The sequence below is a fragment of the Lactobacillus leichmannii genome, from assembly GCF_024701915.1.
Lineage (GTDB): Bacteria > Bacillota > Bacilli > Lactobacillales > Lactobacillaceae > Lactobacillus > Lactobacillus delbrueckii.
On the sequence record NZ_QOCY01000039.1, the window covers coordinates 1 to 11,091 of the forward strand.

Annotated in this window: 9 protein-coding genes and 1 pseudogene; 5 read left to right on the forward strand and 5 right to left on the reverse strand. The window is 50.0% G+C overall.

The features are described 5' to 3' along the window. Positions 1-982: IS110 family RNA-guided transposase (locus DS743_RS04250; RefSeq protein ID WP_258945817.1), on the forward strand; the 982-nt coding region annotated here is incomplete at its 5' end. 194 nt (positions 983-1,176) lie between these two features. On the opposite strand, the gene DS743_RS04255 is transcribed toward DS743_RS04250, so the two are convergent. The 3 genes from DS743_RS04255 to gtfA all read right to left on the reverse strand — a co-directional run bounded on the left by DS743_RS04255 (position 1,177) and on the right by gtfA (position 6,026). Next, positions 1,177-2,124: a glycosyltransferase family 2 protein gene (locus DS743_RS04255; RefSeq protein WP_035184150.1), complete on the reverse strand. Its 948-nt coding sequence runs from the start codon at positions 2,122-2,124 to the stop codon at positions 1,177-1,179. Positions 2,125-2,128: 4 nt separating this feature from the next. Continuing rightward, a complete protein-coding gene (locus DS743_RS04260) occupies positions 2,129-4,066 on the reverse strand; it encodes a 6-pyruvoyl-tetrahydropterin synthase-related protein (RefSeq protein ID WP_231128249.1) in 1,938 nt (645 codons plus the stop codon). 517 nt (positions 4,067-4,583) lie between these two features. Further along, positions 4,584-6,026: a sucrose phosphorylase gene (gene gtfA, locus DS743_RS04265; protein WP_035184153.1), complete on the reverse strand. Its 1,443-nt coding sequence runs from the start codon at positions 6,024-6,026 to the stop codon at positions 4,584-4,586. 178 nt (positions 6,027-6,204) lie between these two features. Between gtfA and DS743_RS04270 the strand changes: the two genes are divergently transcribed. The 3 genes from DS743_RS04270 (at position 6,205) to DS743_RS04280 (ending at position 8,917) form a co-directional block, all read left to right on the forward strand. Then, positions 6,205-7,119 carry a LacI family DNA-binding transcriptional regulator gene (locus DS743_RS04270; RefSeq protein WP_016396030.1) on the forward strand — a complete coding sequence of 305 codons (915 nt, stop codon included), beginning with the start codon at positions 6,205-6,207 and terminating at the stop codon, positions 7,117-7,119. 162 nt (positions 7,120-7,281) lie between these two features. Then, positions 7,282-8,004, forward strand: a complete 723-nt coding sequence (gene larD, locus DS743_RS04275; RefSeq protein WP_171031034.1) for a D/L-lactic acid transporter LarD — start codon at positions 7,282-7,284, stop codon at positions 8,002-8,004. A 427-nt stretch (positions 8,005-8,431) separates the two neighbouring features. Continuing rightward, positions 8,432-8,917 (forward strand): sigma-70 family RNA polymerase sigma factor, encoded by a 486-nt coding sequence (locus DS743_RS04280; RefSeq protein ID WP_016396031.1) that lies wholly within the window; start codon positions 8,432-8,434, stop codon positions 8,915-8,917. Between the two features lie 50 nt (positions 8,918-8,967). On the opposite strand, the gene DS743_RS04285 is transcribed toward DS743_RS04280, so the two are convergent. Both DS743_RS04285 and DS743_RS04290 read right to left on the reverse strand, forming a co-directional pair. Then, on the reverse strand, positions 8,968-9,750 hold the full coding sequence (locus DS743_RS04285; protein WP_002880600.1) for a hypothetical protein: 783 nt from the start codon (positions 9,748-9,750) through the stop codon (positions 8,968-8,970). Continuing rightward, positions 9,747-10,511 carry a hypothetical protein gene (locus DS743_RS04290; protein ID WP_035184157.1) on the reverse strand — a complete coding sequence of 255 codons (765 nt, stop codon included), beginning with the start codon at positions 10,509-10,511 and terminating at the stop codon, positions 9,747-9,749. The genes DS743_RS04285 and DS743_RS04290 overlap by 4 nt, the downstream gene beginning before the upstream one ends. Positions 10,512-10,830: 319 nt before the next feature. On the opposite strand from DS743_RS04290, the pseudogene DS743_RS04295 reads away from it, so the two are divergent. Then, positions 10,831-11,091, forward strand: a pseudogene (locus DS743_RS04295) (hypothetical protein); the annotation flags it as partial.

Consider the following 11,091-nt stretch of genomic DNA (forward strand, 5'->3'; position numbering starts at 1 on the left):
GAATCCGCTAGAAGCCAAAAGAAAGACAAAGGATGACCTGCACCAGAACAAGACCGATAAGCTTGATGCCTTGTACCTTGCCAAGCTGCAATCTGAGCACCCGCAGCGGCTGGCCTACGTTCAAAGCGAAGAATATCAAGAATTGATGGCCAATAACCGTATCTATGAGCAGGCTTCGCACGATCTGATAACCAACAGGAATAGACTGCACAAAGCCATTCAGCTCACTTTCCCAGAGATTGAGCACTTAATGGTTAATCCGAGAGGGAAAAACTACTGGAGTATTGTCCTCAGATTCCCACATCCAGATATCGTACTAGAAACAAAAGAAGCCGATATCATCGACTTCTTAAAGGGCTTAACCGGTATTGGTAAAAAACGCGCTAACGACATAGCGCAAAGTCTTATTTGGTTGGCTAAAGTCGCATGCCCAGCTGTCAAAAAGAACAGTGCTCATATTCGTGGCCTCAAAATGGCTATTAACAACATTCTGAGCGCTGAAGAAGAGTACCAGAGTGCTTTACAGGAGATGGCAAAGCTGGCTCCTAAACGGGATCTGGAGATCCTCACAAGCATTCCAGGCATCGGCGAAAACACTGCTCTAAGAATCATTAGTGAGCTTGGGGATATCAGACGTTTTAACAACCCTAGCCAATTAAATGCCTTCGTTGGTGTTGATCCTCAAGTTTATGAATCTGGCAACCTCACGGCCCACCTGTCAATTTCAAAGCGTGGGACGGCTATTGGCAGAAAGGTGCTGTACTTGGCCATAAACCAAATTCAGTCGGCTAAGAAAGCGGGAAACCCTTGTCATATTGCGGATTATTACGAGAAACGAAAACGGTCTTCTGAGACTGCAAGTCACAAGAAGGCCGCTATCGCATCGATCCATAAATTATTACGGACGATCTTCGCTTTAATTAAGAATGATCAATTGTATAGCTATGACGTAGCCAAACATAACCAAAGACTTTTGTCATAAAAATTGATCCAATAGATATTATAACAGCCTCTTTTTTGAAATTACAGAAGGTGGCTGTATTTATCATGCCCTAAATCAGATATTTAACTCGATTCTCCGGGAACCATTTCCCGATTAGGCCCTTATTTCAAAATAAAATTGCCTAAAATCGTTGATAACACTTGACTTAGAGTAGAAAAATAAAAAGACCGGCCTTAGTCGATCTTTTTAACGTCTTTAATATTTGATTCACTGGAAATGTAGTGGGGCCGGCGCTTGCTTTCCATGTAGATCTTGGCCAGGTATTGCCCCATCACGCCCAGGCTGAGCATGACTAGACCCCCGATGAAGATCACCACGCAGATCAAGGAAGCCCAGCCGGCTACCGGGTCCCCTTTGATCAACTTGCGCAGAACGATCACGATCAGCATGATAAAGGACACCCCGGTCATGAAGAAACCCATCCAGGAAGACAGGTTCAAAGGCACCAAGGAGAAGTTGATGATCCCGTCAATGGCGTACTTGAACAGCTTCCAAAAGTTCCACTTGCTTTCCCCGGCTACTCTTTCCACGTTCTCATAAGGGAGCCAGTAGGTCTTGAAGCCAACCCAGCCAAAAATCCCCTTGGAGAACCGGTTGTATTCGCTCATCTCCACGATCGCGTCGACCATGTCCCGCTTCATCAAGCGGAAGTCCCGGGCCCCGTCGACCACGTCAGCATCAGAGATCTTGTTGATGATCTGGTAGAACTTGCGGGCAAACCAGCTTCTGACCGGCGGCTCACCCTTCCGGTCCTCCCGCCGGGTGGCCACGCTGTCATATTCACCGGAGTCCAGGATCTTGATCATTTCCGGCAGAAGGGCCGGCGGGTCCTGCAAGTCGGCGTCCATCACGGCCACATAGTCCCCGCTGGCGTTGACAAAGCCCGCGTACATGGCAGCTTCCTTGCCGAAGTTTCTTGAAAATGAAATGTAGAAGACGTGGGGATCCTTAGCGGCCAAGTCGCGCAAGATTTCCAAAGTCTTGTCCTTGGACCCGTCGTTGACAAAAATCAGCTCGTAGTCGTCGGGCAGTTTTTCCAGCACCTCATGCGCTACCGGATAAAAAAGAGGCAAGGCCGCTTCTTCATTGTAGCAAGGCACGATAATTGAAATCTTTTTCATGTTTTTACTTCTTTTCTTCTCTCTTCTTGAAAAAACCTCCGCGCCAAAGCAGGCCCCAAACGACTGCGGCAAATTGCCCCAGCAAAGAGACTGCGATGGCCAACTTGATCCAGAACGGCGTCTGGAATTCCAAGTAGGCGGTGTTGGTGCCCTTGGTCTTTTCGGGAACCGTTGGGGCGCCAACCCGGTTGCGCTTGTACTTGGTCAAGACCTGCCCGTTGACGGTCAGCTTGGACTGCTTGTAGGTAATGACTGGCAATTGCTGCTTGTGCTTGCCCTTCTTGGCCTTCCAGGTCAATTTCAAGCCGTGCTTGACCGTCTTTACCTTGACATTGCGGTTGTGGTTCATGACGGACTCGCGGTAAGCGGCGGTAATCTTAGAGTTCTCCATCGTATAATACTGCTTCCACTTGTAAGTATACAAGTGGCTTGGCACGTCAGGCTCTGGATCCCACTTGTAGACCGGCAGGTAGTCCGGAATGGCCTTCTTGGTCATGTCCAGGAAGGCTTGCAGGTCATGGGCGTGGGTGGCCGCGTTAGTGTCCACCAGCGCCTGCTTGCGCCGGTCATCCAGCTTGACTGGGTGATAGACACCGTAGTCTTCCATCGCCTTCTTTTTCTTCTTGCCTTTCTTCTTGCGGGAGCTGGTCTTTTGGGTCTCTTCGCCGAATTTGGTGTTCCGGCTGCGGCCAACGTTGTTTTGGTAGCCAGCCCAGGCATTGGAGGTCAAGGTGATGACCAGACAGTCGGCTGCCGCGAAAGTCAGCAGACCGAGCGAGGCATAGGCCGCGATTTGGACCCACTTTTGCTTGTGATGCAGGATGTGCTCAAACGAAAGACCCAGCCCGACGATCAGCAAGGGGTAAGCGATGCAGACGAAACGGGATGGGAACTGAATGAAGCGGGCCAAGGCCGGCAAGTGGTTAGTGATCCGGTCCCATTCAACCAAGCGGGAGGCCAGAAACAGCCAAAAGCCGCCATAAAGCGAGACGACGACGTTGGCCTTGCTTTCCTCGCGCGTCCAGATCGCGTAGATAACCTGGGCGATAAAGGTGTAGGCCAGCCAGAAAGTCAAGCTGGCTCGCAGGTTGTGGGTCAGAATTCTGAACGGGTGGAAGGCCACCGTGGTGTGTTTCAAGTGGACCGCGTTTTCCAGCATCCTCATTGTTGCCGTTGGCGCCAAGTTATTGGTCGTGGACATCCAGTACAGAGGCAAGAGGGTGTTGACCGTCAAGAAGATGGTTAAGAGCACCGCCTTCAAGGTGTTCAGCAAAATCCCCCGCTTGTTTTCGCGCTTGATGATGGCATAGAGCCAGGCTGGCACTAGGAAGGCCATGTACATCAGCGCCGTGAGCAGGTGGACTTCCAAGGCGACCGTCATCAGGATGGTCAGCTTGATCCAGTGGATTGGCTTCTCTTTATCATAGAACATGTCGCAAGCGACCAAAATCCCGTAAGGCATCAAGGCCGCGCCGATGCCGGTGAAGTTGGAGCCAGACTGCCAGCGCGGCAGCCAGCCGATAGTCATGTAGATGATCGTCACCAAAACGGCAACGCTGCCGCGTACCTTAAAGCGGTGCACGGCCCTATACATCCCCACGCCCCCGACCGCGAAGACCAGGAAGCTGGTGATAATTTGATATCGGTACCAGGTCCTGACCGCCAGCAGCAACAGCCCGTTCAAGTAGGCAAAGGCCGGGCCGTAAAGCGCGTTGATTACCCGGCCTGACTGGTTAAACCCGTACAGGGTCATGAACCAGCTAAGGTTGCCGTTTCTAATTTGCTCCTCGGTTTCATAGAAGCGGTTGAAGTGGAAAATCGTATCGGAACCGATAATGATGTTCCCTGTTCGCATCTGCCGGTAGGCCAAATAGGCGGCAAAAAGAACGACTACCAAATACGGCCAACAGGCCGCATAGTTGATCTTTTTGAGCTTTTTCATATTTATAGTCTCTTCCCTTTCTTCGACTGATCCGATGGCAGGGCGTGCCAAATAAGCATATATCCAAGCTTGCGCTTTTTATTTTCTTCTTGCATTTCTTTTTCTTTCCCTTTCGTCGTTAAAAACAAGCTTTATGTTTACACTTCACCCAGTCCAATATCCAACTAATACAATCACCACTAACTCTAAGGATAAGCATTTTCATTTTCACGTGCAAACCTTTTCAACATCTTTTAATGTCATTTTAAAAAAACTTTACGCATATATATTATAAAAAAGCCATAACGGCTATTTTGTACAATGAAAAAATATCTCTGGATACCAAAAAAGCAGCTGTTACTGACTAGCTGCTTCTTAGGTAGTGTATATGTATGTTGTGTATATCAGGGAAAGAAAAATATAAGAAATATGAGTTATAGACAAGTTCTTTCAGCTCGTCTATGCTTTTTATACTACACAGTAAATTTGAACAAAATATGATACTAACGTTGCTCTTCAGTGAATTTTCCAGCTGCCATTACAGGGAAATTTCCTCACCGTTGACGCTGATCTGGTAAGTCAAGGCAGCCAGGTCCACCCGGAGAACCGCTTCCCGGTCCCCAGCCTGGTTGATCCGCTTTAAGACAATCTCATGCTCGCTTGGAGCAGCAACTTCCAGCCGGCCATCCAGGTCAAAGGCCGCTTCAGTATTTCTAAATTCCAGCAATTTCAAAAGCTTGGCAACGACTGGCCGCTTAACTTCCTGGTCAATTTCTTCCAGGCTGTAGTAGTGGCGGTTGATGTTCCGGCCTTCCTTGGTCCGTTCCAGCAGGTCCAGGTCGTTTTCCCCGGCCAGCAGGCCAACATAGTAGATTTGCGGAATCCCCGGGGCAAAAACTTGCAGCAGCCGGGCCAGGAAGTACTTTTGGTCATCATTGCCCAGGGCTGAGTAATAGGTCGTATTGATTTGGTAAATGTCCAAATTGTTGTACTCAGCTGAAGAGTATTTCCGCTTGACGTTAGCCCCGACCTTGTATAGCTCCTGGGTCGTGTAGTCAATTTCCTCATCAGTCAAAATATCCTTGGCGTCAACCACCCCCAAGCCGTCATGGGTGTCCAGGGTAGTAAACTGCTTCATCGGGCACTGCTTCAGCCAGGCGGCCAGCCTTTGGCTCTTGCCAGTATACAGGGAATAGAGCAGGACCATCGGCAGGGCAAAGTCATAGATAAAGTAGCCATGCTCGCTGACCTTGCGCGGCAAGCTATAGTGTTCATGGATTTCCGGTAAAATTTGCGCGTCTGTTCCAGCCAGGTCCTGGCGGACTTCATCCAGCAGGTCCCAGATTTCAGGTTCAACGAAGAAGTCGCTCGTGTCCAGTTTCTTAACCGCGTAGGCAAAGGCATCCAGCCGGATCAAGCTGGCCTGGTGCTTGACCAGCTGCTGGAGGGTTTCCTTGACAAAACGCTTGGTAACTTCGGTCCGCACGTCCAGGTCAATCTGGTCGGGGCCAAAAGTATTCCACATTTTCTCACGGCTGCCGTCCGCGAATTCCAGCTCTTCCCAAGGCGCCTTGTCCTTGCGTTTATAGATCAAGTCAACATCTGCCTGAGTCGGCCGGCCGGCTGGCCAGAACTTATCCCAGCTTAAGAAAAGGTCCCGCCAAGGACTCTTTTCCTTATTCTTTTGCAAGTCCAAGTAATAGTCAGAGTGAGCTGAGATGTGGTTGATCATGAAATCAAACATCAAATAGTATTGCTCACCCAGCTTTTCTACATCAGACCAAGTACCGAACTCTGGAGCAACCTTTTCATAAGTCATCGGTGAGAAGCCCCGGTCCCCATGAGACGGGAAGAACGGCAGCAAGTGGATCCCGCCGATCGCCTTGGAGAAGTAGCGGTCCATCACCTGGGACAGATCCTTCAAGTTATGGCCAAGACTGTCCGGGTAAGTAATCAACATAGCTTTGTTTTGCAATTTCATTTTTAAACCTCTTTTGTTTTTGTTAAAGCGCTTTATTTTCTTGCTGTCTCCAGTTTACAAAGTCCTGGCCGGACTTGGAATTTCCCCCTGTTTTTTTGCAGAAAAAGTCTAGCGAAAGCCTTATAATATCTGGTATCAAAGCAATTATTTCTTGCAGTTTTATTAGAAAAGAGGATGCATGAAAGTCACCTTTACCGAAATCGCCAAGCTGGCGGGAGTTTCCGTGCCCACCGTTTCCCGCTACTTCAACCAGCAAACCGTCAGTCCCCAAAACCAGCTTAAAATTGCCCAGGCGGCCAAGGCCCTGCACTACAAGCCAAATAAAGCTGGCTCCAAGACCGTCCTGGTCCTCCTGCCCACGGTTACCAACCCGCTCTACGCTGAATTTTACGAAGCCGTCCAGGGGAATCTGGCGCAGCTGGGCTATGACTGCCAGCTGCATGTTGGTCAAGATGACAACTTCCTAGCCAGTTTAAAAAGCAATAAATTTAGCGGTCTGATCACCAGCCTGCCGGAAACGCCCCTGTCCTTGACCAGGCAGCTGCCTACTGTCTCCTTTGACCGGCCTATTTCCCGGGAAATACCCATGGTCAGCTGTGACAATTATGGCGGCGGACACTTGATTGCCCAAACCGTCCTTAAGAGGGGAGCCAAGGAAATTCTAATCTTCTGCGGCAGCCAGCAAGACCTCTCCCCCATCAATGAGCGCCTGCGGGGCATGATGGATTGCTTCCAAAAGCGGCAGACCAAGTTTTCCACGGCCTACCTGGACTTTACCGCGGGCAACCTCTTTAAGCAGGTCCAGCTGGCCAAGCTGCTGACCGGACAAAAGTACGACGCCATCTGCTGCAGCGATGATATCACCGCCTTGCTGGTCAAGCAGCGAGTCCGCCAGCTGAGCTACCAGCCTTTGGTAACAGGTTTTGACGGCTCCAATTTTGTCCGCAATTTTTTTCCGGACCTGCTGACCGTTAAGCAGCCGATTAAGGACCTGGCGGCCCTGACCTGCCAGTTGCTCGACCAGCGCCTGCGCCGGGGCCATTTCCCCAGCGGCCATAAACAGGAATTGCCGGTCACTTTGCTAGATTTGTGAACTATTCACTTACTTTTCCCTAGAAAGTTTGTTAAATCTAGCGATAAAAACGCATTCATGCTCAAAAAATCACGATTCCCTATATCTTTTTGCCGGCTATAGGTATATAATTATTAGCTGTTATGTACCTTAAAAATTATCTACTGCAAGGAGAATAGGATTTTGATACACAACTTGTTAAATGAGTTCCTGTCTACCGGGCTCATGATTCTTTTCGGTGTTGGCGTGCACTGCGATGACGTTTTGAACAAGACCAAGTACCACGGCTCAGGCCACATTTTCGCCATTACGACCTGGTCATTTGGGATTACCGCCTGCCTCTTCATCTTCGGCGGCGTCTGCATGAACCCAGCCATGGCTCTCTGCCAGGCTATCCTGGGGATCATCCCATGGTCCAGCTTCATCCCTTACACTCTGGCTGAATTCGCCGGTGCCTTTGCCGGTGCTCTTCTGGCCTACTTCATGTATGCTGACCACTTCAAGGCTTCCGAAGACACCATCGACGGCGTGGCTACCCGGAACATCTTCTCCACCAACCCTAACCTGCGTAACCTGCCACGGAACTGGATGGTCGAAATGATCGCCACTACCATCTTCTTGAGTGGTATCCTGGCTATCGTGGCCAACTACGAAAAGTTCGGCTTTACTCCACTCCTTGTGGGTCTCTTGGTATGGGCAATCGGTATGGGCCTGGGCGGTACTACTGGCTTCGCCATGAACCAAGCCCGGGACTTGGGCCCTCGTCTGGCTTACCAAATCCTGCCAATCAAGAACAAGGCCAACAACGACTGGCAATACGGCCTGATCGTACCAGGTACCGCGCCATTTGCCGGTGCCGTACTGGCTGCCATGTTCGTCAAGTACTTCTTGAAGCTGACTTTCTAATTCAAGAAATATTGAACGTAAACATAAAAGAAAAAAGCGCTGGACCGCGACGTCCAGCGCTTTTTCGCGTAAAAAATAGATATAGATGCGGCCCGGAGACCGCGTAATTTGCTTGTCTTGGAAAGAATAAAAAAAGGTATGGAATCAATAGATCAAGATCTCTTGATCTATGGCTTAAATGATAGGGGGGAAGTATGAATGTTCTATGACGACTTTCTTGCTTTTCTCCTATGAAAACTTTTATTTTTTACCTTGATTGACTCCCTAAATCTGCCCTTAAACAGCCGTTCTTACATTTTCTTCAAAGTGTAAAGGGCGAAAAAACGGGCTTGCTGCCTCCTTGCTCCTGGTCAGCACTCCTTTGGCAAAGCCCTTAAGCTAATACTTGCAAGGCGCCGAGCAAGAAAAAATTAAGGAGTGCGAAAAAATGAACATGCGAATCAATCAAGCAATGGACCAAGCCTGGGAAAGGCGGAAATTAGTCGCCGGAGCCTTGAAAACGGCCCATGTCTACCGGAAGTGTGCCGATTACGAGGACCTTTTTCAAGAAGGCCTGATCGTCTACGCCCAATGCCTGCAAGAAATGGCTGACCAGCCGCAAGAAGAAGCTGACAAGCTGGCCTTCCGCAAGGTCTACTGGCGGATCCTTGACCTGCTCCGGCAGAAAAAGCGGCAAAGAGACCACGACGAACCACTGCTGGCTGCCGCCTTTGTTGGTCAGGCCGACCAGCACAATCTGCTTCTTAAAGAAGCCTGGAAGAAGCTGTCGACTAGCGAAAAGCTGCTTTTAGGCCAGAACATCCTGGCTGGCCGCAGCCTCAAGGAAACGGCCGACTTAATGAATATTCCCTACCGGACGGCCAGCCGGATTAAGAAGCAGGCCCTGGAGAAACTCCGCCGTCAGTTAGCCTGAATTATTATAAAGAAACAAAGCAAAGCCCCCGCGACCGCGGGGGCTTTTCGTTATATTCTGAATAAGAGCTTTTTCTCAGCCTGCTTTAAGGCATAGTCTAAATCATCTGGTAAAAGAGGCAGGCCGAGTTCATCCAGCAGGATCTGCTTTAAGACTGCCTTCTCCTCTGCCTTGATCTCAGCCAAAAGCTGCCTTAAAGAGGGGATCCGGCCAGCCAGGTCGGCCTCAACCGCCTGCTGGTAGCTGGGTCCATAGAGCAGGTTCCAGTCACCCTGTCTGCAAACCGGGCAGCCCACCTGCCCAGCCAGGCCATGAAAAAGGCTGCAGTAAAGGGCGTTGTGCTCAACCGCTTCTTTCACTTGCCGGCTGGCATTGGCATAGCCGCGCTTCACCTGAAAGAAATAGCAGTTGACCCCGGCCAAGTCGGTCATGAGCAGCCCTCCCTGGCAGGCTTCCATCCCCCGCATCCGCTGCAGGGCCACCAGGTCCACCAGGCCGGCGTGGAAGGATTCCGGGGAAAAAATTGCCCCATGCCCCGCCGAAATCACGTGCTGCTCCCGGATCCCCAGGAGCTTGTAGAGCTTGTCCTGCAAGGGGTAGCCGCCAGGCAGATCCTCGTTGACGAAGTGGGCCAGCAGGGTCTTGGTCGTGGCTCTTAAGACGATCTCCCCCTGCTTCCGGTCGACTAGCAAGGTCCGGTAAGAAGCAGCTGGCCCCAGGTCATAAGCCAGAATAAAGTCCGGTCCCAGCCGGTACTTGTCCAGCTTTTTGGCCTTGATTTTTCCTTCGGCTAATCCTGCCTGGTAATACTCCCGGCTGTAGACCGTCATCATTTGAAGGCCTCGTGGCAGACTAAATTCCGCCTTAGGATCGTCTTTAAAGGAAGCGCAGCAAAATTTTTCGATCTTGCTTCTGGCTCTTTATCCTTGAGCAGGTAGCGCAGGACATAGTAGATCCGGGGATCTCTTTTCCCGCTAGAGATTTGAAACCCCGCCAGTTCCACGCCTGGTCCGTAGTGTTTGCCGAAATATTTCTCTTCATACAAGGGACCGAAGAGGTCAAGCCAGCTTCTGAGTTCTTCCCCATCCACTTCTTCTCCCTGCAACAAGGCGGAAAAAGCTGCAGGCTGTTCTTTAAGCCCGGCAAGGTCGTTGATATGGACCAGTTCTGCCGGGAAAGTATTGGTCAAAAAGCAGGCGTTGTTGCGGAAATAGACCCGCGGCCCGTGAAAAAGGACGTATTTCTTAGCCTCTTCAGTCTGCAGGAGAGCCAGCTGGTCAGCCGTCAAGTCCCGGACCCGTTTCCTTTTCTTGGCAAAAAGCTGCAGGAGCAGCCAGGCCAGCCGGTCAGCATCAGAAGCCAGCTCCGGCTCAGTCAGCAAGACCCGTTTGACTTCTTCCTGGAAATTCTTTTGCAGTTCACCCAGGGCCTGGCGGATTAAAGGGACGTCAGCTGGCTTGATCACATTCTTTCTTTGCTTGTCCAAGAGCAAATCGCTCAAACAGATTCTCTTGCTCTCCAGCTCCCGGCCCAAACTGGCCGACCAGACCCGGCCAGCCAGCAGCTGCTTAAGTGCCGCTTCAACTTCTTCCATTTTTCCTTTCCCTGTATTCAAAACAACCTACTTAACTGTGGATAGCCCTTATATTATGAAGAATTGAGGGCATCCATTCCAAGTTAAAAATATAGCATACTCCCGCGTTAATTAAAAGCGCTAACATCTGTTTTTTTAATCAATCCCTTTTACTCTGCTTAGCCCTATTGTTAAGGCAAATGAGTTATTATATTAATTAAGAAACATATCGTATTTTATAGGGAGCAAGCCATGCAAATTACTAGAGCATTTGCCTACGCGGTCTCGTAGTATTTCTGCGTAATTATGCCCCTTTTTAGATGGGACCCGGACCCTGCTGATGAACCGCATCCTGCCTAGCAATGAAATTCTGGTCAATTTCACCAGTCTTTGTTTGGCGATCACTCTGAACATCCTCAGCTATACTACCTTGATGTTCGTGGCTTACAAGATCGAGCTGCCCCTGGCTAGCCAGTCAGGCAAAGAGTTCATTCGTGTATATCGTTACATCGGAACATTATCAAGAATGACATGCTCCCCCGACCAAGGTCGGGGGTTTCTTTATAGGCTAGTGCTCACGCACAGCCTACAGCTTCTGAGA

Excerpts from the sequence above, each read along its gene's own strand:
- DS743_RS04255 (WP_035184150.1), bottom strand. The coding sequence starts at position 2,124 with ATGAAAAAGATTTCAATTATCGTGCCTTGCTACAATGAAGAAGCGGCC.
- DS743_RS04260 (WP_231128249.1), bottom strand. The coding sequence starts at position 4,066 with ATGAAAAAGCTCAAAAAGATCAACTATGCGGCCTGTTGGCCGTATTTG.
- gtfA (WP_035184153.1), bottom strand. The coding sequence starts at position 6,026 with ATGAAATTGCAAAACAAAGCTATGTTGATTACTTACCCGGACAGTCTT.
- DS743_RS04270 (WP_016396030.1), top strand. The coding sequence starts at position 6,205 with ATGAAAGTCACCTTTACCGAAATCGCCAAGCTGGCGGGAGTTTCCGTG.
- DS743_RS04280 (WP_016396031.1), top strand. The coding sequence starts at position 8,432 with ATGAACATGCGAATCAATCAAGCAATGGACCAAGCCTGGGAAAGGCGG.
- DS743_RS04285 (WP_002880600.1), bottom strand. The coding sequence starts at position 9,750 with ATGATGACGGTCTACAGCCGGGAGTATTACCAGGCAGGATTAGCCGAA.
- DS743_RS04290 (WP_035184157.1), bottom strand. The coding sequence starts at position 10,511 with ATGGAAGAAGTTGAAGCGGCACTTAAGCAGCTGCTGGCTGGCCGGGTC.